The organism is Actinoplanes auranticolor (assembly GCF_018332655.1).
Taxonomy (GTDB): Bacteria; Actinomycetota; Actinomycetes; order Mycobacteriales; family Micromonosporaceae; genus Actinoplanes; species Actinoplanes auranticolor.
In genome coordinates this window covers 14,115-37,764 of the sequence record NZ_BOQL01000077.1, presented here as the reverse complement: position 1 = coordinate 37,764, position 23,650 = coordinate 14,115, and the positions used below count along the sequence as shown (strand labels likewise).

Annotated in this window: 25 protein-coding genes; 5 read left to right on the top strand and 20 right to left on the bottom strand. The window is 70.4% G+C overall.

Annotation, left to right across the window (positions count from 1 at the left end; genetic code table 11):
* Nucleotides 1-541 precede the first annotated feature (541 nt).
* From Aau02nite_RS40840 to Aau02nite_RS47595, 13 genes are all read right to left on the bottom strand, one after another.
* On the bottom strand, nt 542-1,009 hold the full coding sequence (locus tag Aau02nite_RS40840; protein WP_212994032.1) for a DUF2550 domain-containing protein: 468 nt from the start codon (nt 1,007-1,009) through the stop codon (nt 542-544).
* 8 nt (nt 1,010-1,017) lie between these two features.
* Nucleotides 1,018-1,299: a F0F1 ATP synthase subunit epsilon gene (locus Aau02nite_RS40835; protein ID WP_212994031.1), complete on the bottom strand. Its 282-nt coding sequence runs from the start codon at nt 1,297-1,299 to the stop codon at nt 1,018-1,020.
* A 152-nt stretch (nt 1,300-1,451) separates the two neighbouring features.
* Nucleotides 1,452-2,603, bottom strand: a complete 1,152-nt coding sequence (locus tag Aau02nite_RS40830; protein ID WP_212994030.1) for an LCP family protein — start codon at nt 2,601-2,603, stop codon at nt 1,452-1,454.
* A 195-nt stretch (nt 2,604-2,798) separates the two neighbouring features.
* Complete coding sequence (gene atpD / locus Aau02nite_RS40825) at nt 2,799-4,241, bottom strand: F0F1 ATP synthase subunit beta (RefSeq protein ID WP_438841224.1); 1,443 nt, start codon at nt 4,239-4,241, stop codon at nt 2,799-2,801.
* Nucleotides 4,241-5,170: a F0F1 ATP synthase subunit gamma gene (locus Aau02nite_RS40820; protein ID WP_212994028.1), complete on the bottom strand. Its 930-nt coding sequence runs from the start codon at nt 5,168-5,170 to the stop codon at nt 4,241-4,243. The genes atpD and Aau02nite_RS40820 overlap by 1 nt, the downstream gene beginning before the upstream one ends.
* Nucleotides 5,171-5,173: 3 nt before the next feature.
* Entirely contained in the window at nt 5,174-6,838 is a 1,665-nt protein-coding gene (atpA, locus tag Aau02nite_RS40815; protein ID WP_212994027.1) for a F0F1 ATP synthase subunit alpha, read from the bottom strand.
* Nucleotides 6,839-6,918: 80 nt separating this feature from the next.
* Nucleotides 6,919-7,740: a F0F1 ATP synthase subunit delta gene (locus tag Aau02nite_RS40810; protein ID WP_212994085.1), complete on the bottom strand. Its 822-nt coding sequence runs from the start codon at nt 7,738-7,740 to the stop codon at nt 6,919-6,921.
* Nucleotides 7,737-8,282 (bottom strand): F0F1 ATP synthase subunit B, encoded by a 546-nt coding sequence (locus Aau02nite_RS40805; protein WP_212994026.1) that lies wholly within the window; start codon nt 8,280-8,282, stop codon nt 7,737-7,739. The genes Aau02nite_RS40810 and Aau02nite_RS40805 overlap by 4 nt, the downstream gene beginning before the upstream one ends.
* Nucleotides 8,283-8,349: 67 nt before the next feature.
* On the bottom strand, nt 8,350-8,571 hold the full coding sequence (atpE, locus tag Aau02nite_RS40800) for an ATP synthase F0 subunit C (RefSeq protein WP_212994025.1): 222 nt from the start codon (nt 8,569-8,571) through the stop codon (nt 8,350-8,352).
* 94 nt (nt 8,572-8,665) lie between these two features.
* Complete coding sequence (atpB, locus tag Aau02nite_RS40795) at nt 8,666-9,451, bottom strand: F0F1 ATP synthase subunit A (RefSeq protein WP_212994084.1); 786 nt, start codon at nt 9,449-9,451, stop codon at nt 8,666-8,668.
* Between the two features lie 43 nt (nt 9,452-9,494).
* Entirely contained in the window at nt 9,495-9,818 is a 324-nt protein-coding gene (locus Aau02nite_RS40790) for a hypothetical protein (protein WP_246595821.1), read from the bottom strand.
* Between the two features lie 75 nt (nt 9,819-9,893).
* Complete coding sequence (locus tag Aau02nite_RS40785) at nt 9,894-10,340, bottom strand: hypothetical protein (protein ID WP_212994024.1); 447 nt, start codon at nt 10,338-10,340, stop codon at nt 9,894-9,896.
* A 92-nt stretch (nt 10,341-10,432) separates the two neighbouring features.
* Nucleotides 10,433-10,555, bottom strand: a complete 123-nt coding sequence (locus Aau02nite_RS47595) for a hypothetical protein (RefSeq protein WP_281421161.1) — start codon at nt 10,553-10,555, stop codon at nt 10,433-10,435.
* A 312-nt stretch (nt 10,556-10,867) separates the two neighbouring features.
* Here Aau02nite_RS47595 and Aau02nite_RS40780 point away from each other — a divergent pair, with 312 nt between their 5' ends.
* On the top strand, nt 10,868-11,953 hold the full coding sequence (locus Aau02nite_RS40780) for a TerC/Alx family metal homeostasis membrane protein (protein ID WP_212994023.1): 1,086 nt from the start codon (nt 10,868-10,870) through the stop codon (nt 11,951-11,953).
* Between the two features lie 45 nt (nt 11,954-11,998).
* On the opposite strand, the gene Aau02nite_RS40775 is transcribed toward Aau02nite_RS40780, so the two are convergent.
* The gene (locus tag Aau02nite_RS40775) at nt 11,999-12,841 is read right to left on the bottom strand and encodes a hypothetical protein (RefSeq protein ID WP_212994022.1); all 843 of its coding nucleotides are present in this window, start codon (nt 12,839-12,841) and stop codon (nt 11,999-12,001) included.
* 65 nt (nt 12,842-12,906) lie between these two features.
* On the opposite strand from Aau02nite_RS40775, the gene Aau02nite_RS40770 reads away from it, so the two are divergent.
* Complete coding sequence (locus Aau02nite_RS40770) at nt 12,907-13,506, top strand: TetR/AcrR family transcriptional regulator (RefSeq protein ID WP_246595820.1); 600 nt, start codon at nt 12,907-12,909, stop codon at nt 13,504-13,506.
* Between the two features lie 69 nt (nt 13,507-13,575).
* Here Aau02nite_RS40770 and glyA read toward each other — a convergent pair whose 3' ends face one another.
* On the bottom strand, nt 13,576-14,865 hold the full coding sequence (glyA, locus tag Aau02nite_RS40765; protein WP_212994021.1) for a serine hydroxymethyltransferase: 1,290 nt from the start codon (nt 14,863-14,865) through the stop codon (nt 13,576-13,578).
* A gap of 80 nt (nt 14,866-14,945) precedes the next feature.
* On the opposite strand from glyA, the gene Aau02nite_RS40760 reads away from it, so the two are divergent.
* Complete coding sequence (locus Aau02nite_RS40760) at nt 14,946-16,433, top strand: SDR family oxidoreductase (RefSeq protein ID WP_212994020.1); 1,488 nt, start codon at nt 14,946-14,948, stop codon at nt 16,431-16,433.
* A gap of 15 nt (nt 16,434-16,448) precedes the next feature.
* Here Aau02nite_RS40760 and Aau02nite_RS40755 read toward each other — a convergent pair whose 3' ends face one another.
* The 4 genes from Aau02nite_RS40755 to prmC are packed head-to-tail and all read right to left on the bottom strand — an operon-like array spanning nt 16,449 to nt 19,579.
* On the bottom strand, nt 16,449-17,399 hold the full coding sequence (locus Aau02nite_RS40755; RefSeq protein WP_212994019.1) for an L-threonylcarbamoyladenylate synthase: 951 nt from the start codon (nt 17,397-17,399) through the stop codon (nt 16,449-16,451).
* Nucleotides 17,396-18,019 (bottom strand): arsenate reductase/protein-tyrosine-phosphatase family protein, encoded by a 624-nt coding sequence (locus tag Aau02nite_RS40750; RefSeq protein ID WP_212994018.1) that lies wholly within the window; start codon nt 18,017-18,019, stop codon nt 17,396-17,398. The genes Aau02nite_RS40755 and Aau02nite_RS40750 overlap by 4 nt, the downstream gene beginning before the upstream one ends.
* 2 nt (nt 18,020-18,021) lie before the next feature.
* Entirely contained in the window at nt 18,022-18,666 is a 645-nt protein-coding gene (locus Aau02nite_RS40745) for an L-threonylcarbamoyladenylate synthase (RefSeq protein WP_212994017.1), read from the bottom strand.
* A gap of 37 nt (nt 18,667-18,703) precedes the next feature.
* Nucleotides 18,704-19,579 carry a peptide chain release factor N(5)-glutamine methyltransferase gene (prmC, locus tag Aau02nite_RS40740; RefSeq protein WP_212994016.1) on the bottom strand — a complete coding sequence of 292 codons (876 nt, stop codon included), beginning with the start codon at nt 19,577-19,579 and terminating at the stop codon, nt 18,704-18,706.
* A 98-nt stretch (nt 19,580-19,677) separates the two neighbouring features.
* Between prmC and Aau02nite_RS40735 the strand changes: the two genes are divergently transcribed.
* Together Aau02nite_RS40735 and Aau02nite_RS40730 are read left to right on the top strand one after the other, a co-directional pair.
* Nucleotides 19,678-21,183 carry a GGDEF domain-containing protein gene (locus tag Aau02nite_RS40735; RefSeq protein WP_212994015.1) on the top strand — a complete coding sequence of 502 codons (1,506 nt, stop codon included), beginning with the start codon at nt 19,678-19,680 and terminating at the stop codon, nt 21,181-21,183.
* Between the two features lie 25 nt (nt 21,184-21,208).
* Nucleotides 21,209-22,558, top strand: coding sequence for an outer membrane protein assembly factor BamB family protein (locus Aau02nite_RS40730; protein WP_212994014.1), 1,350 nt, complete (start codon nt 21,209-21,211; stop codon nt 22,556-22,558).
* Here Aau02nite_RS40730 and prfA read toward each other — a convergent pair.
* Entirely contained in the window at nt 22,542-23,633 is a 1,092-nt protein-coding gene (prfA, locus tag Aau02nite_RS40725) for a peptide chain release factor 1 (RefSeq protein WP_212994013.1), read from the bottom strand. The two genes, Aau02nite_RS40730 and prfA, sit on opposite strands and share 17 nt — an antisense overlap.
* Nucleotides 23,634-23,650 lie beyond the last annotated feature (17 nt).

Here is a 23,650-nt window from a genome sequence, read left to right as displayed (position 1 = left end):
GCGGGCCGATGGTCGCGATCAGATCAGCACGACGCTTCGCCGGGATGTCCCGGCGTCGTCGTCGCAGGAGACGGCCCGGGCGACCGAGGAGATCTCGCGGCGGGTGCAGGCAATTCGAGGCGGGGCCGACATCCTCGGCCGTCGCCGTCGCCGTCGCCGTCGTGAGTGCGGGCTCCGGACCGGCAGCGCCGGACAGCGTGCCCGGGCGAACGACAGCAGCTTGCAGTTTCGCCCTGTCCGCCGCCGCGGCGCCACGCTGCGCAGACGCCCGCGGGCCGTCCGGGATGGGCGAACCGCCCGGCGGGGATCCCATGGAACCGCCCGGCGGCGGATCCCTCGGCCCGGACCGGCCGCGGCCTCAAACGCTGCGACACTCGAGCCGGTGTTCGCGGTTGGCCAGGCCGAGACGCGTACCGGAAAAAGACCCGGAGTGGTCGGGCCGGAACGCTTACCGGAAGGGACCCGGATTGGTGAGGCCGGGACGCCTACCGAATGGGACCCGGATTGGTCAGGCCGGGGCGCTTATCGGAGGAGGAGCCTGTCAGCGCTCGGCTGGGCGTGGGGTGATTTTCGGGCGAGGGGCCACGGATCCGGGCTGGCCCGGTGGGCCTGCTTCCAGCCAGGACAGGAAGCCGGTCACCGTGGACTCGGCCATCGCGATCTCGAGCTCGTTGCTGCCTGTGGTGCAGAGCAGGATCACCCAGTGGCCCGGCATGGTCAGGCGTTCCGGGCCGGCCGGCAGGCGGCGGCAGCCCACCGAGAGAGTGCGGCGGTTCAGCACCCTCTTCGGGCGGACGCCGAAGCTGAACATGCGGTGGAAGCGCAGCTCGTCTTCGACGAACTGGCCGATCCCCGAGGACCAGCCGCGGCCCGGCACCATCGTGCTGACCCGGACCTGGAGCCGGATGGTGCCGCCGCCGGCCATGAGCAGCCGGCGGCGGACGAAGATCGCGAGGAGGACGACGAGCAGCGCGACGACGCAGATTTCGATGATCTCCAGAACCCGCATCGTCGGCGTCAGTGCGCGTCGGGGGTGGCGGGGGTGGCGCTCTCGGCGAGCACGGTCACGCCGTTCGCGTCGACCGAGAGGAAGCCGCCCGCTACGTCGTAGGTCAGCTGCTCGCCGCCGGCGAGCTTGACCCGCACCTGGGAGGGCTCCTTGAGCAGGCCCAGCAGCGGGGAGTGACCGGGCAGGACGCCGAGCTCGCCCTCGGTGGTGCGGGCGACGACCATCTCGGCGTCGCCGGACCAGACCTTCTCCTCGACGGCGACGACCTGAACGTGCAGCTGGTTGGCCACGCTGTCTCTCCTTACGAGGTTGCCTCGGTTTTCCGCTGCGGGTCGGCTCTGTAAGGCCGGCGGAACCGATTGAGATGAAGTCTAAACGGCTGGGTGACCTGCTGGTGCCGGGGGTGGCGACCGCCACTGCGGACGGGTCGCCGGGCCTGGCGTCAGAGCTTCTGGAGGAAGTCCGGGTGCTCGATCAGGAACGACGAGATCGTGTCGCTCTGCACCGACGCGAAGAACTCCTCGGCGCTGGCGTCGAGGGCCTCGCCCTGATACCTGCCGTTGGTGATGAGGCTCCGGCCGGGCAGCTTCACCAGCGTCATGTCCTCGGCGCGCAGGTTCTTCAGGGCCAGGCCCCAGTCGACGACCGAGTGCCCGTTGCCGTCGAAGATCAGCGTGTCGCCGGCCGCCTTGAGCACCTTGTCGAGCTTGATCGGGTTGGTCACCACGTCCTTGCTCAGCGCCTGGGAAGCCATCGCCTTGATGAACTGCTGCTGGTGGCGCTGGCGGTCGTAGTCGCTGCGCGGGAGGCCGTAGCGCTGCCGGACGTAGTCCAGCGCCTCCCAGCCCTCCAGGTGGTACGTGCCCTTCTTGTACTGCTTCTGCGGGCCGGTGTACGGGTGCTCGCAGTTGCCGCTCGTCGGGCACTCGGCCTTACGCGGCCGGGGCTTGCCGTTCGGCTGCAGGTGCTCCGACTTCACGTTCTGGTCGATCGTCATCGTGACGCCGCCCATGGCGTTCACGATCTTCTGGAAACCGTTGAAGTTGATGATCGCGCCGGCGTCGAACTTCTTGATGCCGGTGAGCTTGCTGACCGTCTTGGCCAGCAGATCGAAGCCCTGAGCCACGTCGTGCTTGCCGCCGCCGATCGAGCTGCCGTACGACATCGCGGCGTTGATCTTCGCCGTGCCGCCGCGGAAATTGGTCTTCTCGAACGGCGGGATCTCGACGCGCAGGTCACGCGGGATCGAGTAGAGGTACGCCTGCTTCAGCCCCTTGGGGACGTGCACGACGATGATCGAGTCGGACAGCGGCGCGGTGGTGTCGTTGCGCGGGTCGATGCCGACCAGCAGGATGTTGAGCGGGCCCTTGATGTCGCTGACCTGCTGCTTGGTGGCGCCGGAGGCGGCGTTGCCGAAGAGGTCCTTGGTCTGCACCGCGTCGGCGTAGCGGGAGACGAGCACCTGACTCGTGACCAGGGCGCCGCCGCTGAGAACCATCAGCACGCAGCCGAAGATCGCGCACAGCCGCGCCCACAGGGGTGCGCGCCAGCCGCTCTTCGGTTTCCCGCTCTTCGCCACTCGATCCCCAACCATGCCGGTCGATACCTGCCGGGATCAGGACCTGATCCCGGGGCCGCGCCACAAGCAGTGCCAAGAGTATCCGAACAACAAAAGTAAACTTCGCGTCCGCGTACCGTCGCACTCGAGGTCAAACGGACAAAACGGGCACTTGGAAACGGATGAGCCGCGCCGGCATGCGCCGGCGCGGCTCGAGATGATCCGTCAGGATCAGCCCTTCATCAGCTCGTGTGCGTTCTTCTCGAGGTCCTCGAGGCCGCCGCACATGAAGAAGGCCTGCTCGGGGTAGTTGTCGTACTCACCCTCGCTGATCTTCTTGAACGCCTCGATGGTCTCCTTGAGCGGGACCGTCGAGCCGGGAACGCCGGTGAACTGCTCGGCGGCGTACGTGTTCTGGGACAGGAAGCGCTCGATGCGGCGAGCCCGCTGCACCGTCACCTTGTCCTCCTCGGAGAGCTCGTCCATACCGAGGATGGCGATGATGTCCTGCAGGTCCTTGTACTTCTGCAGGATCCGCTGCACCTCACGGGCGACCGCGTAGTGCTCGGCCCCGACGAACTCGGGCGCCAGGATCCGCGAGCTGGAGGCCAGCGGGTCCACGGCGGGGTAGATCCCCTTGTCGGAGATCGACCGCTCGAGGTTGGTCGTCGCGTCCAGGTGGGCGAAGGTGGTGGCCGGCGCCGGGTCGGTGTAGTCGTCGGCGGGCACGTAGATCGCCTGCAGCGAGGTGATCGCCTTGCCTCGGACCGACGTGATCCGCTCCTGCAGCTCGCCCATCTCGTCGGCCAGCGTGGGCTGGTAACCCACGGCGGACGGCATACGGCCGAGCAGCGTCGACACCTCGGAACCGGCCTGGGTGAACCGGAAGATGTTGTCGATGAAGAGCAGCACCTCCTGGTTCTGGACGTCCCGGAAGTACTCCGCCATGGTCAGCGCGGTCAGGGCGACCCGCAGGCGGGTGCCCGGCGGCTCGTCCATCTGGCCGAAGACGAGCGCGGTCTTGTCGAGCACGCCGCCCTCTTCCATCTCCAGGATGAGGTCGTTGCCCTCGCGGGTGCGCTCGCCCACGCCGGCGAACACCGACGTACCACCGAAGTTACGGGCAACGCGGATGATCATCTCCTGGATGAGCACCGTCTTGCCCACACCCGCGCCGCCGAACAGGCCGATCTTGCCACCGCGCACGTACGGCGCGAGCAGGTCGAGCACCTTGATGCCGGTCTCCAGCATCTCGGTCTTCGGCTCGAGGTCCGCGAACGCCGGCGGCTTGCGGTGGATGCTCCACCGCTCCTGGATGTCCAGGGTGGCCGGGTCGGCGTTGAGCACCTCGCCGAGGGCGTTGAACACGTGGCCCTTGGTCACGTCACCGACGGGCACCGAGATGCCGGCACCGGTGTCGCGCACTTCGGAGCCACGGACCAGGCCGTCGGTGGGCTGCATCGAGATGGCCCGGATGACGTTGTCGCCCAGGTGCTGCGCCACCTCCAGGGTCAGCGTCTTGGTGCCGTCCGAGAGGGTCACGTCGACGTGCAGGGCGTTGTAGATCTCGGGCATCGCGTCGCGGGGGAACTCGGCGTCGACGACCGGGCCGATGACCCGGACTACGCGACCGACACCGGCCTGCGTCTTGGTGGGCTCAGCTACAGCAGTCATCATCCATCACTTCCCGCCGCGGCCAGCGCGTTGGCGCCGCCGACGATCTCACTGATTTCCTGGGTGATCGCAGCCTGCCGCGCGGAGTTCATCTCGCGCGTGTACCGCTTGAGCAGGTCGTCCGCGTTGTCCGACGCGCTCTTCATCGCCCGGCGCCGGGACGCCGACTCGCTGGCCGCCGAGTCCAGCAACGCCGCGTAGATCCGCGTGTTGAGGTACTTCGGCAGCAGCGCGTTCAGCAGCTCCTCGGCCTCGGGCTCGAACTCGTAGGCCGGACGCAGCCCGGGCTCGCGCTCGCGCTCCTCGACCTGCATCGGCGCCAGGAAGCGCGCCTCCGCCGCCTGGGTCATCAGCGACTTGAACTGTGTGCTGACGATGTGCAGCTCGTCGACGCCCTGGATACCGTCCGGCCCATAGTTGCCGTCCTCGTCGTCCGCACCGGCGATGAACGCCTCGAGCAGCGCGTCGCCGATGGCGCGGGCGTCGGAGAACGAGGGCCGCTCGGAGAAGCCGGTCCAGCTCGTCTCGATCGGCCGGTTCCGGAAGCGGTAGTACCCGACGCCCTTGCGGCCGACGATGTACAGCGCCACTTCCTTGCCGTCCTCCCGCAGACGAGCCAGCAACTGCTCGCACATACGGATCGCGTTGGCGTTGTAGGCGCCGGCCAGGCCGCGGTCGCTGGTGATCAGCAGGACGCCCGCGCGCCGCACCCGCTCGCGCGGTTGCAGCAGCGGGTTGTCCACCGAAGCGTTGGACGCCAGCGCCGTGAGCACCTCGGTGATGGCTTCCGCGTACGGCTTGGAAGCCTGCACCCGCTCCTGTGCCTTGGCGATGCGGCTGGTAGCGACCAGTTCCTGCGCCTTGGCGATCTTCTTCGTGGACTTGACGGTGCGGATGCGCCGCCGAAGTGCCTGAACCTGACCGGCCATGGCTTAGCTCTCGTCCCGGGCGGAACGAGCTCCGGAACGGACCTCGCGGGTCACCGTCTCCCGGCTCTGGCTGTCGTCGGCAAGGGGCTCGGCCTGCGCCTCATTACCGACGTTGCTGCCGGTGTCGCCCTGCTTGAACAGCGTCTTGAACTCGTCGACACCACTCTGCAGCGTCTCGACCTGTTCGTCGGAGAGCTGACCGGTCGACTCGATCGCCGTGAAGGTGTCACTGCGGTTCCGCTTGATCCATTCGAGCAGGTCACGCTCGAACCGCTTCACGTCACCGACCGGGATGTCGTCGAGCTGGCCGGTGGTGCCGGCCCAGATGACGACGACCTGCTCGGCCACCGACAGCGGGGAGTACTGCGGCTGCTTGAGCAGCTCGACCAGGCGGATGCCCTTCTCCAGCTGCGCCCGCGAGGCCTTGTCCAGGTCGGAGGCGAAGGCCGAGAAGGCCTCCAGCTCACGGAACTGGGCAAGGTCGAGGCGGAGCCGGCCGGAGACCCGGCGCATGGCCTTGACCTGCGCGGAGCCACCGACCCGCGACACCGAGGTGCCGACGTTGATGGCCGGGCGCACGCCCGAGGCGAACAGGTCCGACTCGAGGAAGATCTGGCCGTCGGTGATCGAGATGACGTTGGTCGGGATGTAGGCCGAGATGTCGTTGGCCTTGGTCTCGATCAGCGGCAGACCGGTCATGGAGCCGCCACCGAGCTCGTCGGAGAGCTTGGCGCAACGCTCGAGCAGACGGCTGTGCAGATAGAAGACGTCACCCGGGTACGCCTCGCGGCCCGGCGGGCGGCGCAGCAGCAGCGACACGGCGCGGTACGCCTCGGCCTGCTTGGTGAGGTCGTCGAACACGATCAGCACGTGCTTGCCGTTGTACATCCAGTGCTGCCCGATGGACGAGCCGGTGTACGGGGCGATGTACTTGAAGCCGGCCGGGTCGGAGGCCGGGGAGGCGACGATCGTCGTGTACTCCAGCGCGCCCTCGGCCTCGAGCGTGCCCCGGATGCTGGCGATCGTGGTGGCCTTCTGGCCGATGGCGACGTAGATGCAGCGAACCTGCTTCTCGGGGTCGCCGGACTCCCAGTTGGCCCGCTGGTTGATGATCGTGTCGAGCGCGACCGTGGTCTTACCGGTCTTGCGGTCGCCGATGATCAGCTGGCGCTGGCCGCGGCCGATCGGCGTCATGGCGTCGATCGCCTTGATGCCGGTCTGCAGCGGCTGCTTCACCGGCTGACGGGACATGACGTTGGGGGCCTGGAGCTCGAGTTCGCGGAAGCCCTCGTTCTCGATCGGCCCACGGTCGTCGATCGGGTTGCCGAGCGCGTCCACGACGCGGCCCAGGAAGGCGTCGCCGACCGGGACCGAGAGGACGCGACCGGTCCGCTTGACCCGCTGGCCCTCCTCGATGTGGGTGTAGTCACCCAGGACCACGGCGCCGATCTCGCGGACATCGAGGTTCAGGGCGACACCCAGCGTGCCGTCCTCGAATTCGAGCAGTTCGTTCGCCATAGCCGAGGGCAGGCCCTCGACGTGCGCGATTCCGTCGCCCGCATCGGAGACGATGCCGACCTCCTCGCGGGAGACCTCGGGCGAATAGGACGAGACGTAGCGCTCTAGCGCCCCCCGGATCTCGTCCGAGGAGATGGTCAGCTCGGCCATCCTCTGCCTTCTCTAGTCGGCTCGGGGCGTCGCCGCCGCCGAGGAGTGCTCGGGACGTCGCCGCCACCGAGGGGAAGAAACTATTTAGCGAACGCCTGCCGGGCCTCGTTGAGTCGCCGCAGGATCGTGCCGTCGTAGAGGTCGGGGCCGACACGGACGCTGACGCCGCCGATGATGGCAGGATCCACATCGACCTTCAGCGAGACCTGCCGACCGTAGATGTCGGACAACTTGGCGGCGAGCCGCTGCTCCTCGGCGTCGTCGAGCAGCTTGGCGACCGTGACGTAGGCGACCTGATGGTCCCGCTTCGCCGCGGTCAGCTCGACCAGCCGGCTCAGCGAGGCCTCGAAGCTGCGTCCGCCGTAGCCTTCGAGTGCCACCTCGACGAGCCGTCCCGTGCCCGCCCGGACCTTGCCCTTGAGCAGGTCCTGGACCAGCTTAACGCGACGGTCGATCGCTGCGCCGGGATCACTGAGCGTGACGGCCAGCTCCGGATCGCCGGACACGACCTGCCCGAAGCGGAACAGCTCGTCCTCGACCTCGGCGAGCTCGCCCACCTTGTCGACGGACGCCAGGAGCGTGTCGACACCGAGCCGCTCGACCGCGTCGAGCAGTTCGGCGGGCCGCGTGAAGCGGCCGTTCGCCAGGGTCGCCACCGTTTCCACGGCGGCCGGTCCGAGCTTGCCGGCGACCAGCGAGCGGAAGAGCTCCGCCCGGTCGGCGCCGGCCCGCGACGGGTCGGTCAGCGCACGACGCAGCCGCGGCTGGCCGCGCAACAGCCGCGCCACCGACAGGATCTCGTCGGCGGTCGTGACCAGCTGCGCGGCGGTGGCCGTCTGTGTGTCCGCGGTCAACCTCTCCACGGCTGCGGCGTACGACTCCCGGTTGACGGTCGACATCAGCGCCGCCCGGTGCCCGTGCCGGCGCCCAGCTCGGTGATGAAGCGGTCCACCGTGCCCCGGCTGCGCGCCTCGTCGGCGAGGGACTCCCCGACGATCCGGCCGGCCAGATCCACGGCGAGCGTGCCCACCTCGGCGCGCAGCCCACGCACGATGCTCTCGCGCTGGGCGGCGAGCTGGCTGGTGCCGGAGGCGATGATGCGGTCCGACTCCTCCCGGGCCTTGGCGAGGACATCCTGACGGATGTTCTCGGCGTCGGCACGAGCCTCGTCCCGGATGCGCGCGGCCTCCGTGCGGGCCTCCGCCAGCTGCGCGCGGTACTGCTCGAGCAGCTGGTTGGCCTCGGCCTGCGCTGCCTCGGCCCGAGCGATGCCACCCTCGATCGCGTCCACCCGGGCCTGGAACATGTGTTCCATCCGCGGGAACACGAACTTGGCCAGCACGAACAGGACGACGCCGAAGGCGATCAGGCCGACGATGATCTCAGCCAGGGGCGGGAGCAGGAGCTGAGCGCCCCCGCTTCCCTCTTCCGCTGCTGTGTACATGAACACTCCCCTTTGCCGGTGGCCGGCCGTTACGGGCCGGGCACGAAGTCAGCCGTGCGCTCGACGATTAAAGCGCGAAGGCGACGACCAGGCCGAGGAGCGCGAGCGCCTCGATCACGGCGAAGCCCATGAACATGTAGACCCGGGTCAGGCTGGCGCTCTCCGGCTGGCGCGCGGTGGCCTGGATGTAGGCGGCGAAGACGAGGCCTACGCCGATGCCGGGGCCGAGGGCAGCGATGCCGTAGCCGATGACACTGACGTTGCCGGTAACTTCGGCGAGGTAGGACATGGGAGTTCCTCCTGCGTTGAACGCGTGACGATCACGCGCACGTTTAGGTACGAAATATTCATTTGTGCGACCGGGGAGCGACCGAACCGCTGGATCAGTGTGCTTCGGACACCGAACTCTGCAGGTAGGTCGCGGTGAGCAGGGTGAAGACGTAGGCCTGGAGCGCGAGGATGAACAGCTCGAAGAGCGTCATCACGATCGCCATGCCCCAGCTGAGGAACGCGACCGGCTTCAGGGCGACTGTGGCCGACTCGAAGAGCACCACACCGCCGAGCGTGAAGACCAGCAGGATCATGTGACCGGCGAACATGTTGGCGAACAACCGGATCGCCAGAGTGGCGGGTCGCAGGATGATGACCTGGAAGAACTCGATCGGCACCAGGATCGGCTGCACCCAGAGCGGCGCGCCGGACACCCAGATGCTGTTCTTCGCGTACGTCAGCGCGCCCTGCTTACGGACGCCGACCGCGATGTAGAGCACATAGGTGAAGCCCGCCAGGACGATCGGGAAGGCGATGTGCGAGTTCGGCGAGATCTGGGCCAGCGGGATGATGCCCCACAGGTTGTTCATCAGGATGAAGACGAACAGCGTGGCCAGGTACGGCGCGAACCGGACGCCTTCCTTGCCGATGACGTCCCTGGCGATGTTGTCCCGGGCGATGCCGTAGATGGACTCCGCTATCCACTGCACCTTGGTGGGCACGATCTGCGGCTTCCGGTAGGCCACCAGGAAGAAGATGATGAGGATCGCGACGGTCAACCAGGTGAGCAGTGCGATCTTGGTGAAGGCCGGCTCCCAGAAGGTTCCTTCCAGGCCCGGAATGAGGCTGCGATAGTCGAAGCTCTCCGGTCCCGGAGGAAACTCCGATGCCAGCACCATGGGCGACTCAGTCAACACGCATCCTCCGTCGGTCGGGGCCGAATCAGGCACCCAGCCTCTTCACGATCAGATAGACCCCGGCAGTACCGCCGCCGATCAGGCCGACCAGCAGGCCGGCGGGGAAGTCGAGATCGAGCCAACGGTCGACCAGCCAGCCCGCACCGCCCCATACGATCATTCCGCCCAGCAGATAACCGACGGCTGTCCATCCTGCGTCAGCGCCCTCGGGCGGAGCGGGATCTTCAGGTTGCGGGTCACCGGCCATGGCACGGCGAACGATATCAGTCGGCGGCAGGCGGCTAGCGCTCACCCCCTGCACAGCAGCGGTGTGCAGGCGACAGGTGAACGGCGACTGAATGCGGGTCAACCGTACTCCCGCGCGTCCACTGTTGGACACCGTGAACCGCGACTGACGTCAAGAAGAACTCGAACGGGGCGGCAGCTACGCGATGGGGTGGTCCCCCGCCGGCGGGAGATGGTAGGTCACCGTCGGCACCTCGGCCCGCAGCGTCCACCAGATCTGGGCGCCGACCCAGGTGAGAATCGAGACGATCATCGCGACCGCCATGGTGCGCAGTCCGGGCCAGTCGCCGGGTACGGCGAAGAAGACCACGCCCAGCAGGGTGAACTTGAAAACGTAGGTGGTCAGGCCGACCGTCATCACCAGGCTCGGGGCGACAGAATCGGCCCACGCGACAGCCACACTGGAGAACGCGTAACCCACAGCCACCACGCCGACCCCGGCGGCTCCGCCGATCGCTCCGGGTGCGCCGGCGAGGAAGCCGCCGATGGCCGCGGCCAGCAGCAACAGCCCGCCGGAGACTGCCAGCGGCGTCGGCAGGTGGCGCAGCCGGGTGGCCAGCGGGTGGGTGTCGGTCGCCGCGCTCAACTGTGCCTCCTCGTCGGCCGGCGTCGAACGGCGCCGGCATCCGCACCCGGCTGACGAGGCGGGCGACGGCAGGCTCCGAGAATACGCCCGGCTCAGCGCGAACCGGATCCGTGGCCCCGGCCGCGGGGACCGAGACCATGGCCCGACATCATTGCCGCGCCACTGATCACCATGGCGACGAGAAGCAGCAGGAGAATGAACAGATCGGTGAGCACGGGTGCCTCCAGGCCGCGATGCGGAGCCGGCCCGCCGCACAGGCGCTACCGGACGAGCGGCCCGTGGGCTCGCGGTCGACCGTGGGCCACCGCTTCCGACTATCCGCCCGGATGAACGGGCACGCAATCCAATCGGTTGATTCTCAGCAACCGTCCAGCAAAAGTGCCTACGGTGACCCGTGAGGGGAGTACCTCACCAGATCGCTCCGGTCAGTACGGATCCTCAGCAGGATCCTCGGACGATCGCCCGCCGGCCCCGGCCTGTGCGGGTGAGGGAGACCTCAGACGATCCATGCTGTCTGAGGAGATCCCATGCCCTCACCGCTGGCCGCTCCGATCGAGTCGATCGGCTCCGTACAGGTCTGGGCGGTCACCGTCGCCCTGCTTCTCGGCCTCCTGGTGCTCGACTTCGTCATCACGCGGCGCCCCCACGACGTACCGATGCGCGAGGCTGTCGGCTGGACCGTCTTCTATCTCGCCTTGCCGGTCGTCTTCGGCCTGGTTCTCTGGCCGCTGTACGGCAGCGGACCGTCGGTGGAGTTCTTCACCGGCTGGGTGCTGGAGAAATCCCTCTCGGTCGACAACCTCTTCGTCTTCATGCTGCTGCTCACCGCGTTCGCGGTGCCGAAGGAACTGGCTCAGCGGGTTCTGCTCTACGGCATCGTCGGCGCGCTGGTGCTGCGTGCCGTCTTCATCGCGGCCGGCGCGGCGGTCATCAGCGCCGGATCCTGGGCGTTCCTGCTGTTCGGGGCCATCTTGTTGATCACATCGGTCAAGATCCTGCGCCAGGCCGGCAGCAGCCAGGACGAGGAGGTGGAGATCGACAGCATGCGGAGCGTACGCATGATGCGCCGCATGATGCCGGTCACCGATAGCTACCACGGTGCCAAGCTGACGATCCGCGAAGGGGGGCGACGGATCCTCACCCCGATGGCGCTGGTGGTCGTGGCGATCTTCATGACCGATGTCGTCTTCGCGGTCGACTCGGTGCCCGCCGTGTACGGCGTGACCGACGATCCGTACATCGTCTTCGCGACGAACGCGTTCGCTCTGCTCGGTTTGCGGGCGCTGTACTTCGTCCTGGGCAACATGCTGAGCAAGCTGCGCCATCTCAACTACGGGCTCGGCATCATCCTGGCGCTCATCGGCGTGAAACTGGTCCTGCACTGGGCCCATGACGTGTGGAGTGGCGTTCCCGAGGTGCCGACGGTGCTCTCATTGATCGTCACCATCGCCGTCCTCGTCACCGTGACCGTGACCAGCCTGCTCGCCGACCGCAGGGACCAGCCCGCGGCACCGGAGGCCGCTGCCGCCTCCGATCCCGAGTCACCGGCCCGCGACGGGAACCCGCCTTCCACCGGCGCCGGCAAGGACCACAGCGCGGCGCGGATTCCCTGATCCGCATGCTTCGCGGGGTGCAGCCGGTCGCCGGGCACCCGGGAGCTAAGGGTCCTGGTGCTGAGCACCCGGTCGGACGAGGCCACGAAGGCGCGCGGCCGCCCGGGACGGGTCATCCACGTAGAACCGGACGATGCGCACGGTGTGCCGTCCCGCGCGGCCGCAGTCCACCTCGACCGGCTCGGCCAGGGTGAGCGACATGTTGGTGGCCCCGAGCACCGACACGGCCAGCCTGCCGTCACCGACCTCGACACCACGCTCGTGCGAATTGATGCCGGCGGGCGCGAACACCGCCGGGCCGGCGAGCGGAACGGTGATGTCGGTGAAGATCGTCATGCGTAGCCGGACCCGCTCCGCGTCGACCAGATGGGGCCGGGTGTACGCGGAGGCGCCGAGGCCGAGCACCCAGACCACTCCGTAAGCACCGAGGACGAGCAGAACCCAGCGCAGCCAGGTCCACGGCACCAGAAACTCGACGATTGCCAGCTCGAACACCGCGATGCCGACCATGATCCCGAGGACGCCCCGGAGACGGGCCTCATAGGTCAGGACACAGTCGCCCGCGGCCACGTCTCGCCTACGGCGCAGTCCGTTCACCAGCGCAGCCAGGATGCGGAACTCCTGCCGCACCAGGAAGGCGATCGGCGCCGGCAGCACGGCCTCGAGAGCACTGCCGAAGGCATCGGCACGCCCGGCACCGCCCCGGTGCGCTCGGCGGTAGGCCCGGATCAGCAGCAGGGCCTCCCCGACGATCACCGTAGCCAGCAGTCCCTCGATCACCAGCAGCAGGATCGCCGCCTGGTTCAGGGTGAGGACGCCGGTGAGGTAGAGCACCGCCTGAGCGGTCACGGCCACGAACGGGAGCCAGCGGATCCACTGTTTCCTCATACGATCGTATGGTGTAGAACTTCACTGTCCGTGTCAACGTCGTTTCGCTGAGAGGTTCACGCTTCATGCCGAAGAAGGTCGACCACCACGAGCGACGCGTCGTCATCGCCGCGGCCCTCAAGCGGGTGGCCCGGGACCAGGGCTTCGACGAGATCAGCCTCCGCCACGTCGCAGCCGAGGCCGAGGTGTCCCTCGGAACGGTCCAGCACTACTTCCGGACCAGGGACGAGTTGATGGCCTTCGCGCTGACCGAGATCCGGCACAGCACCGCCGCGCGCATATCCGCCGCGGTGGCCGGCCTCGGCGCCACCCCCGACCCGCGCGACCTCCTGGAGGCCACCGTCATGCAGATGCTGGCCCTGGACGAGCCACGTCGCTCGGACGTCCAGGTCGCCCTGGCCCTTCTGTCCCACACCGCGGTGCACCCGGAGGTCGCCGCCACGCTGCACGACGAGACGAGAGCCATGCTGGATTTCGTGGCGGACATGATCCGGACCGCGCAACCGACCGGGCGCGCCGACCCGCGACTGGACCCGGAGCTGACCGCGACCGGGCTGCTGGCGATGGCCGACGGGCTGAACAACTACCTGCTCGTCGGGCACTATGCGCCGGACCGGGCGGTGGCCGCCCTGCGCGCGCACCTGGATCTCATCTTTCCAGGTTGACGTCGGCGAAGGTGCCCGCTCCGCAGCCGCCCGGCGGGTCGAGCCGCAGCGGGCCGGGGACAGCGGACCCTAGCCGATCGCCACCATCGGGGGATACGCCGGGAACCCGCTGATCAGCGCGGACACCTCCTGTCCGGTGTCCCGGAGGACGGCAGCACCCGCCGCCGTGTTCGGGTCCGCGCGGACCGCAGCCGCGATGAGGCCGGCGATCTGGCGCATCTCCCCCTCCCGCATCCCCTGGGTGGTCACGCTGGGCGTGCCGACCCGGATCCCCGACGCCGTCATCGGCTTCTCCGGGTCGTACGGGATCGCGTTCTTGTTCAGTGTGATCCTCGCCCGGTCGCAGCGCGCCTCGGCGTCCCGGCCGCTGACCCCGACGTCGCGCAGGTCGACCAGGGCCAGGTGGGTGTCGGTGCCCCCGGAGACCGGGCGCATCCCCTCGGCGGCGAGCCCGGCGGCCAGCGCCTGACTGTTCTTGACCACCTGGTGCGCGTACGAGTGGAAGCCGGGCAGCGCCGCCTCCCGCAGGGCGACGGCCTTCGCGGCGACGGCGTGCATCAGCGGCCCGCCCTGGGTGAACGGGAAGACGGCCTTGTCGATGCGTGCGGCGAGCTCCTCCCGACAGAGAATCATGCCGCCCCGCGGTCCGCGCAGCACCTTGTGGGTGGTGCAGGTGACGACATCGGCATGCGCTACGGGCGACGGGACGGCCCGGCCGGCGACCAGGCCGATGAAATGGGCGGCGTCGACCATCAGGTACGCCCCGACCTCGTCGGCGATGTCGCGGAAGGCCTTGAAGTCGATCAGCCGCGGATACGCCGTCGCGCCGCAGACGATGAGCTTGGGCCGGTGCGCCTGGGCCAGGTCCCGGACCTCGTCGTAGTCGATCAGCTCGGTGTCGCGGCGCACGGTGTAGCCCACCGGATGGAACCACTTACCGGAGAAGTTGACCCGGCTGCCGTGGGTCAGGTGGCCGCCGTGCGGCAGGCCCATGGCCAGCACGGTGTCGCCCGGCTGGATCAGCGCCGCGTACGCCGCCATGTTCGCCGACGAGCCCGAGTGCGGCTGGACGTTGGCGTGCTCGGCGCCGAACAGCTCCCGGGCCCGGTCGATCGCCAGCTCCTCGGCGCGGTCCACCTCGGCGCAGCCGCCGTAGTAGCGCCGCCCGGGATAGCCCTCGGCGTACTTGTTGGTCAGCGTGGAGCCGAGCGCCGCGAGCACCGCCGGCGAGGTGAAGTTCTCACTCGCGATCAGCTGCAGCCCGCCGCGCTGGCGGGCCAGCTCGCCCAGGATCACCTCGGCGATCTCCGGATCCTCGTGCTCGAGCGCGCTGAAGTCGGGACCCCAGAAAGTCTCCATGACCCGCTCCCTCACCTCGGCGACGCTGCCGAGATCGAGCATATGGCGTATGGGGCCCTTCCTGCGGGCACAGTGGGGGTATGCGCTGCCTCGTCACGGGCGCCACCGGGTACATCGGTGGCCGCCTGACGCCTCGTCTGCTCGATGCCGGCCACTCCGTCGTCTGTCTCTCCCGCAGTGCCGCCCGCCTGCGGGATGTGCCGTGGGCCGGCCGGGCCGAGGTGGTCGAGGGCGATCTGTCCGACCCCACCACGCTGCCGGCCGCGTTCGAGGGCGTCGACGTCGCCTACTTCCTCATGCACTCGCTCGGGCATCCGGACTTCGAGCGCATCGACCGCGAGGCGGCGCACAACTTCGCCACCGCGGCCAAGGCGGCCGGGGTCAGCCGGATCGTCTACCTCGGCGGTCCTGAGCCGCCGCCCGACGAGCACCCGTCGGCCCACCTGCGCTCGCGCGCCGAAGTGGCGAAGATCCTGCTGGACAGCGGGGTCCCGACGGCGGTGCTGCGGGCCCCGGTGATCATCGGCTCGGGCTCGGCGTCGTTCGAGATGCTGCGCTACCTGACCGAGCGGCTGCCCATCATGATCACCCCACGCTGGGTGCGGAACCGGATCCAGCCGATCGCCGTCCGCGACGTGCTGCGGTACCTGATCGGCGTGGCCACGCTGCCGGCTGAGGTGAACCGGGGGTTCGACATCGGCGGGCGCGACGTGCTGACGTACCTGGAGATGATGCGCCGCTACGCCCGGGTCGCGGGGCTGCGCCGGCGGATCATCCTGCCGCTGCGCCCGCTGAGCCCGTGGCTGTCGGCGCACTGGGTCGGCGCGGTCACGCCCGTACCCAACGCGATCGCCCGTCCCCTGGTCGGCAGCCTGATCCACGAGGCCTTCGCCCACGAGCACGACATCGCGGAATACATCCCGGACGAGGAGCCTGCCCGCGGCGGAGAACCGAATGAAGAACCGGCGAGCCTGCTCGGCTTCGACGAAGCCGTCCGGCTGGCCCTCGGCAAGGTCCGCGCCGCGAACGTGGAGACCCGCTGGTCGAACGCGGTCGGCCGGGACGCGGCGGCCGAGCCACTGCCCAGCGATCCCGACTGGTCCGGCGGCAGCATCGACGTCGACGAGCGCACCCGCGAGGTGGCCGCGCCGGCCCCGGCGCTGTGGCGGGTGATCGAGGGCGTCGGCGGTGAGAACGGCTGGTACTCCTTCCCGCTGGCCTGGTCGGTGCGCGGCTGGCTGGACCGGCTCGTCGGCGGCGTCGGTCTGCGCCGCGGCCGGCGCGACCGCAACCACCTGCTGGTCGGCGAGGCGCTGGACTGGTGGCGGGTCGAGGAGATCAAGCCCGGTGAGCTGCTGCGGCTGCGCGCCGAGATGAGGGTGCCGGGCCGGGCCTGGCTGGAGATGTCGGCCGAGCCGGGGCCGGACGGGACGAGCCTCTACCGGCAGCGGGCCATCTTCGTGCCACGCGGGCTGGCCGGGCACGCGTACTGGGCGAGCGTGCTGCCGTTCCACGGGATGATCTTCAGTGGCATGGCCCGCAACATCGCCAGCCAGGCTTCCCGCTGAACGGCGGGCGGGCGGTCACCGGGCGGCGCGGACCAGGCGGTCACGGACGGCCAGCCAGTCCTCGGTGTCCGGCGGCGCCTGGACGATGATCGTGCCGACGCCGGCGTCGTCCAGGCGGTGCAGGGCCGCGTACAGGTCGGCGGCGTACTCCCGCGGGTCCGCGCTGAGCACTTCGGCCGCGTCGTAGTCCCCGGCCGTCTCGTAGCTGAGCACCGCCACGGGGGCGGCCAGGCCGTCGCGGTCCACCGATTTCACGTCGTCGACGAGTAATACGGTGGCCTTGGGCGCGTAGTGCCGGCGGCTCATGCCCGGCGAGGGCCGTGCCGTGCCGTCGCCCACCGCGTCCGGCAGCGCGATCGCACCGGTCACCTCGCGCAGCGGGCGCAGCGCCAGCGCACCCGGGCGCAGCAGCGTGGGGGTGGGCGTGGTCAGGTCGAGCACCGTCGACTCGATGCCCCACGAGGCCGGGCCGCCGTCCAGCACCAGCGGCACCTCCGGCAGGCTGCGCAGCACGTGGCCGGCCGTGGTCGGGGAGATGCCCTCCGAGCGGTTCGCACTCGGTGCCGCCAGCGGCAGGCCCGAGGCTTCCAGCAGCTTGAGGGCCACCTCGTGCGCGGGCACCCGGATCGCGATGGTCAGCGTCGGCGCCCCCAGCTGCGGCAGATGCTTCGCCCGCTCGACGACCAGCGTCAGCGGACCCGGCCAGAACTGCGCGGCCAGCTCGTTCGCGGCTTCGGGCCACTCGTGGGCCAGCGCGCGGGCCGCCGCCACGTTCGCCACGTGCACGATCAGCGGGTTCCAGGACGGGCGGTTCTTCAGGCGGTAGACCTCGGCGACCGCCCGGGCCGAGAAGGCGTGGGCGCCCAGGCCGTACACGGTCTCGGTGGGGAACGCGACCACGGACTCGCGCCGCAGCAGCTCGACCGCCCGGCGCAGGCCGTCGGCGTCCGGTTCGACGATCGTCACGCGGGCCTCGGCGCTCCCGGCAGCAGGGCGTCCACGAGCGTGTACAGCGCTTCGTCGATGGTGTCGGCGATGCGCTGGAAGGTCTGGTCGCCCCGGCCCCACGGGTCGTCGAGGTCGTCGCCGGGCTGCGGCTCCGTCTCGCCGCGCAGCCGAGCGGCCGCCGCCACCACGGCCGCGGCCCGCGCGGCGAACGACTCCGGGTCGGTGCCGGCCGGCGGGAGCGACGTCGGCTCCAGCTCGCGCAGCAGGCGGCTCAGGTGCCCGAGGACGAACGTACGGCCGGCCGCACCGGGCACCAGGGCGTGCACGTAGTCGCTCTGATCGGCGGTCGCGGTCAGGATCAGGTCGGCCTCGTCGAGCTGGGCACTGGTCAGCTTGCGCGCCGCGAAGCCGTCGGTGCTGCCGCCGCGCACCGTGATCTGCCGGGCCGCCGGCGGGTTCATCTCCTCGCCCTCATGCCAGCCGCCGGTGCCCGCGCTGACGCTGCGCAGCAGGTCACCGAGCTCGGCGTCGGGATCGATCTTGCCGAGGCGCTGGGCGGCGGCCAGGACCAGCAGCCGCTCGGCCATCGGCGACCGGCAGATGTTGCCCATGCACACGTGCAGCACTGTGAACGGCATCCTCAGGCCTCCGCGGCCAGGATGTCCGGCACGACGTCGCGCAGCTTCTCGAACGGCACCGCGCCGTTGCGCAGGACCCGCGGCACGTCACCGGTGACATCGACGATCGTGCTGGGAGCCGGGTCGGCGGCGGCACCGGCCTCGAGATAGATGCGGACCGCGTACTCGAGCTGGTCGCGGGCCTCCTCGGCGGTGGCCGGGGCCGGCTGGCCGATCTTGTTAGCCGTGGTGACCGCCATCGGGCCCACCTCGCGCAGCACCTCCAGCGCCACCGGGTGCAACGGCATCCGGACGGCGACCACGCCGCCGGTGTCACCGAGATCCCACTGCAGGCTGGGCGAGTGCTCGACCATGATGGTCAGCGCGCCCGGCCAGAACGCGTCGGCCAGCTCACGGGCCGCCTTGGGCAGCGAGTAGACCAGGCCGTCCAGGGTGTGCCGGGAGCCGACCAGCACCGGCGGGGGCACGCGCCGGTCCGCGCCGCGGGCGTTCTGCAGGGCGTTGACGGCGTGCGCGGTGAACGCGTCCGCGCCGACGCCGTAGACGGTGTCGGTGGGCAGCACGACGAGCTCACCGCTTTTGACCGCCTCGACAGCCGCGGCGATGCCGCGATCGCGCTCGGCCACGGCCCGACAGTCGTAGAGCATCACAAGTTGCAGTGTGCCATGGCGCGCACGAAGTGCCCTACACGCGGCGGGCCGTCGCATATCGTGGGCGACCGGTCAGATCCTGATGCGCGGCGACCGCGGTGAAGCGCCCGTCGGCCCGCAGCAGCCCGGGCACCGCCGCCGCGTGCACGTCGTCGTGCTCGATGCCGACCACGCCGCCGGGCCGCAGCAGCGCCGCCGCCAGGGCGATCACCGGCCGGATCACGACCAGGCCGTCCGCGCCGCCGAAGACGGCCTCCGCCGGGTCGTGGTCCGCGACCTCCGGGGGTACGGCGGTCCCGTCCGGCACGTACGGCGGATTGCACAGCAGCACGTCCACCATGCCCCGGCACTCGGCCAGCAGCTCCGGATCCGTGACGTCGCCCGGCACGACGCGGACCACCGGGAACGCCCCGGCGTTACGGCGCAGGTAGGCGAGCGCCGCCGGGGACCGCTCCACGGCGATGACCCGGCCCGGGGCGGCCTCGTCGGCGACGGAGCAGGCGATGGCGCCCGTACCGCTGCACAGGTCGACCACCGTGGCGCCCGGCGCGGTGTGCTCGATGCCCCAGCCGGCCAGCAGCTCGGTCTCCGGCCTCGGTACGAACACGCCCTCGCCCACCGCCAGCTCCAGATGGCGGAAGGCGGCCGTGCCGAGCAGGTGCTGCAAGGGAATCCGCTGCGCCCGCTGCTCGGCCAGCCCGGCGAACCGGCGCGCCTCGTCCTCGCGCACGGTGTCGATCAGCAGCAACCGGCCGCGCCCCACCCCGAGAACGTGCGCGGCGAGCAGCTCGGCATCGACGCGCGGCGAGGAAACCCCCGCCCCGGCGAGCAGTGCGGTGGCCTTGGCCAGCACCGGCGCCAAGCGCGTCCGTTCCGTTCCCTTCGAGGGGTGTTCGTGCGTCGGCGTCACGGCATAATCATGGAACGTCGTCTCTCGACGGTGACCGGCCGGGTCACTCGGCGATGAACGGCGTCGGCAGGAGGGGCCTGGATGGCTGTGGCGGCACCATGACGTGGCTCGATCAGCTCGGCGATTGTGTCGACGACCTGCGTACGGCCAACAAGCTCCAGCAGGGGGGCCGGTCCGCGGAGGCGTTGACCATCCTCGACAAGGTGCTCGCCCGCACGACCGACCCGATGACCCGGGCGTACGCGCTCGTCCAGCGGTTCGGCGCGCTGATCAACCTGGGCCGGGTCGCCGAGTTCGCCACCGCGATGACGCTGGCCTCGAACGCCGTCCGGGAGACCTCCGACCCGTACCTGCGCGGTCAGATGCACGCCTTCGCGGCTCTGGGCGCCCATCTGCAGAGCGCGCTGGACCGTGGCGTCACCCACCTGGTGCAGGCGTCGCGGGCGCTGGCGGCGGTGCCGGACGGCGACAGCGAGACGGCGTGGGGCTGGCACGACCTCGCCATGGCGTACAGCTATCTGGGGTTTCACGGCCACGCGCTGACCGCGATCGAGCAGGCCCGCCAGGTCGGCGCCGCGGCCGGCATGGCCAGCGAGGTCTTCGCCGCCCCGGGCATCCGGCTGCGCAACGCGGTCTCGCTGGACCACCAGGGCGACACCGACGGCTGCCTGCGGGTGCTGCGCGACATCGACGCCGAGCTGACCCGTTACGTCGCCACCGGCGCCGACGTGCGGCTGCGCCCGAGCAGCCGGCCGGTCTACGGCTACGCGCTGGCCCGCCGGGCGGCCCTGGGCGAGTCCACCGAGACCGACGTGGCCGCCCTGCTGACCGGCGGCGGTGACAGCGTCCGCTCCCGCGACCTGCGGCACCTCGGCACCGTGTGCCTCGACATCGCGGCCGACAAGGCCGGGGAGGCGCTGCGCAAGCTCGACGCCGTGCCGGTCTCCCAGGAGATCCTCGGCCCAGCCGAGCCGGCCCGGCTGCGCAGCATCTGCCACTCCTCGGCCGGTGACCACCAGGCCGCGCACGCCGCCGACCGGCATGCCTTCCGGCTCGCCGCCCAGCGCATCGACCGGCTCCGCGACGGTTACCTGGACGGGGTCGCGGCCCGCCTCGACGCTGAGGAGACCCACCGCGACCTGGGCCGCTACGGCGACGAGACGCTCACCGACCCGCTCACCGGCCTGCCCAACCGCCGCCAGCTCGAACGCTACGTGGCGGCGATGCTGGCCCGCGGCGAGCGCGCGGCGATCGGGGTCTGCGACCTGATCGGCTTCACCGCGGTGAACGCCCGGCACGGCCGGCACTGCGGCGACCTGGTGCTGCAGCGCATCGCCGGCGTGCTCAACCGGGTCATGCGCCGCGGCGACTTCGTGGCCCGCTTCGCCGGCGACGAGTTCGTGGTGGTGCTGCCCGGCGCGGGGCCGACCCAGGCGGCGGAGGTCTCCCGGCGGATCAGCGCGGCCGCCGCGGCGGAGAACTGGCAGGTCCTGGTGCCGGGCACACCGATCGGCCTGGCCGCGGGCTGGTCCGAGGTCGGCACCAACGGCCGGACGCTGAGCGCCGCCCTGGCCGCCGCGGCTTCGCACCGGACCCCCGCGTAGGGCTTCCGGGTCCTAGGCTCGGACGATGGCCGTCATCGAGCTCGGGCTCGTCAATGCGGACGGCGACGAGCCAAGCTTCGAGCCGGCCCGCCGCCCGCTCGGACGGCGTGACCTGCGGTGGTTGCTGGCGGCGATCGTGACGGCGGCTTCCCTGCTCACGGTCACCGGATCGGCGCGGCCCGATCCGCAAGGACTCGCGCAACTCTGGAGCATCCCGTACGAGCTGGGCAACGGCGCCTACGTGCTCACCGCAGACAGCGTCTATGTGCTGACCCAGCCGGGGCAGGACCGGCTCAGCGCGTACGACCTGCGGACCGGTGAGCTGCGCTGGTCGCATCCCGGCCCGGACGACAGCAGCCGGCTGAGCGGCATCAGGGCGGGCGCGCTGCTGCTGCCGGCCGGGCGGACGACAGTCATGTACGAGGACCCGAACGGCTCCACGGTCTCCCGCGAGTTCCACCGCGACACCGCGGCCGTCGACACAGCCACCGGCCGCCAGCTGTGGCGGCAGCCCGGCGAGCTGATCCACGCCGTCGGCGACCGGGCCCTGCTCACCCAGTGGAACAAGGCGGGCGACAAGGTCACGACCTTCCGGACCGTACGGCTGCGCGACGGCCGCACGATCTGGTCGCGCCCGGCCGGCGACATCGAGACCTGGACCACCGAGACCGGGCCCGGTACGACAGCCGAGCGCCTGGTCACCGTCACCACGAAGGGCCGGGCCGAGGTGCTGGACCTGGCGGACGGCTCGGTCGTGGCCACCGCGACGTTCCCGTGGCGACGCCCGTCCGCGCCGGACGGCGACTTCTTGATGGTGACTCTGGACGGCCGACAGCTCTACTTGGAACGCAACGAGGGCGGGCAGTCGACCGTCACCGCGTACGACACGGAGACGCTGCGAGAGCAGTGGCGCACCGAGCAGGCGGCACCCGGCGGCGTCTACGGCTGCGGCCCGGTGGTCTGCATCAACGGATCGGACGCCACCACCGGACACGACCCCGCGACCGGCGAGGTGCGCTGGCAGATCACCGGCTCGGCCATCGGCTTCCCGCTGCAGGACGGCCTGATGCTCGTCGGCGACGACGAGACCGGCGCGCGGCACCGCCTGATCGACACCCGCACCGGCCGGCAGCTCGCCGACCTGGGCACGGCGACACCGGTGTGGGACCACCAGCTCGCCGGCACCCAGTACGTGGTGGCCGGCGCTCAGGGCTCGAACGACGTGACGCTGATCAGCCGGGTGGACCGCCGGACCGGGGAGGTGCTGTTGCGTGGCACCGTCTCGGCCGTGCTCGACTTCGGCTGTCAGAGCAGCGGCGACGTGATCGTCTGCGAGAGCATGGACAACCGGCTGATCGTCACGGACGTCGGCTGATCTCCGTCCCACCGGCCAGCCGGGCGGCCCGGTCGGCCTCCGCCAGCGCGTCGAGCACCGGATCCAGCTCGCCGCCGAGGACCAGATCGAGGTTGTACGCGGTGTAGCCGATCCGGTGGTCGCTGATCCGGTTCTGCGGGAAGTTGTACGTGCGGATCCGCTCGGAGCGGTCCACCGTACGCACCTGCAGCTTGCGGGCGTCGGAGGCGGCCGCGTCGGCCTGCTCCTGGGCCATCGCCAGCAGCCGCGACCGCAGGATGCGCATCGCCGATTCCCGGTTCTGCAGCTGGCTCTTCTCGTTCTGGCAGCTCACCACGGTGCCGGTGGGCAGGTGCGTGATGCGGACGGCGGAGTCGGTGGTGTTGACCGACTGGCCCCCGGGACCGGACGAGCGGAACACGTCGACCCGGATGTCGCCCGGCTCGATGTGCACGTCGACGTCCTCGGCCTCGGGGAGCACCAGCACCCCGGCGGCGCTGGTGTGGATGCGGCCCTGCGACTCGGTGACCGGGACCCGCTGCACGCGGTGCACGCCGCCCTCCCACTTGAGCCGCGACCAGACGCCGTGCCCGCCGTCGGGCACACCCTTGGTCTTGACCGCGACCGAGACGTCCTTGACCCCGCCCAGGTCCGAGTCCTGTGCGTCGATGACCTCGACGACCCAGCCGTGCTTCTCCGCGTACCGGGTGTACATCCGCAGCAGGTCGCCGGCGAACAGCGCCGACTCCTGACCGCCCTCGCCGGCCTTGATCTCGACGATCACGTCCTTGGCGTCGTGCGGGTCACGCGGGATGAGCATCTCGCCGAGCTTCTCCTCCAGCGGCGCCAGCACCGCGGCGACCGCCTCGACCTCGGAGGCGAACGAGGGATCCTCGGCGGCGAGCTCCCGGGCGGCTGCCAGGTCGGCGCGGGCCGCCTCCAGCTCGGCGTTGGCGGCATAGAGCGGCGCGAGCTCGGCGAAGCGCCGCCCGACCCGCCGCACCAGGGCCTGGTCGGAGTGGATGGAGGGGTCCTCCATCTGCTTCTCGAGCTGCGCGTACTCCTCGAGCAGGGTCGACAACCGGTCTGTGCTCACGCCGCGCCTCCTTCACT

Coding starts and splice junctions, on each gene's coding strand:
- glyA (WP_212994021.1), bottom strand. CDS start 14,865: ATGGAGACTTTCTGGGGTCCCGACTTCAGCGCGCTCGAGCACGAGGAT.
- Aau02nite_RS40830 (WP_212994030.1), bottom strand. CDS start 2,603: ATGGTTGGGGATCGAGTGGCGAAGAGCGGGAAACCGAAGAGCGGCTGG.
- atpD (WP_438841224.1), bottom strand. CDS start 4,241: ATGACTGCTGTAGCTGAGCCCACCAAGACGCAGGCCGGTGTCGGTCGC.
- Aau02nite_RS40735 (WP_212994015.1), top strand. CDS start 19,678: ATGACGTGGCTCGATCAGCTCGGCGATTGTGTCGACGACCTGCGTACG.
- atpB (WP_212994084.1), bottom strand. CDS start 9,451: ATGGTGCTGGCATCGGAGTTTCCTCCGGGACCGGAGAGCTTCGACTAT.
- Aau02nite_RS40745 (WP_212994017.1), bottom strand. CDS start 18,666: ATGCTCTACGACTGTCGGGCCGTGGCCGAGCGCGATCGCGGCATCGCC.
- Aau02nite_RS40770 (WP_246595820.1), top strand. CDS start 12,907: ATGCCGAAGAAGGTCGACCACCACGAGCGACGCGTCGTCATCGCCGCG.
- atpE (WP_212994025.1), bottom strand. CDS start 8,571: ATGTCCTACCTCGCCGAAGTTACCGGCAACGTCAGTGTCATCGGCTAC.
- Aau02nite_RS40820 (WP_212994028.1), bottom strand. CDS start 5,170: ATGGCCGGTCAGGTTCAGGCACTTCGGCGGCGCATCCGCACCGTCAAG.
- Aau02nite_RS40730 (WP_212994014.1), top strand. CDS start 21,209: ATGGCCGTCATCGAGCTCGGGCTCGTCAATGCGGACGGCGACGAGCCA.
- Aau02nite_RS40840 (WP_212994032.1), bottom strand. CDS start 1,009: ATGCGGGTTCTGGAGATCATCGAAATCTGCGTCGTCGCGCTGCTCGTC.
- Aau02nite_RS40750 (WP_212994018.1), bottom strand. CDS start 18,019: ATGCCGTTCACAGTGCTGCACGTGTGCATGGGCAACATCTGCCGGTCG.
- Aau02nite_RS40805 (WP_212994026.1), bottom strand. CDS start 8,282: ATGTACACAGCAGCGGAAGAGGGAAGCGGGGGCGCTCAGCTCCTGCTC.
- Aau02nite_RS40760 (WP_212994020.1), top strand. CDS start 14,946: ATGCGCTGCCTCGTCACGGGCGCCACCGGGTACATCGGTGGCCGCCTG.
- Aau02nite_RS40780 (WP_212994023.1), top strand. CDS start 10,868: ATGCCCTCACCGCTGGCCGCTCCGATCGAGTCGATCGGCTCCGTACAG.
- atpA (WP_212994027.1), bottom strand. CDS start 6,838: ATGGCCGAGCTGACCATCTCCTCGGACGAGATCCGGGGGGCGCTAGAG.
- Aau02nite_RS40775 (WP_212994022.1), bottom strand. CDS start 12,841: ATGAGGAAACAGTGGATCCGCTGGCTCCCGTTCGTGGCCGTGACCGCT.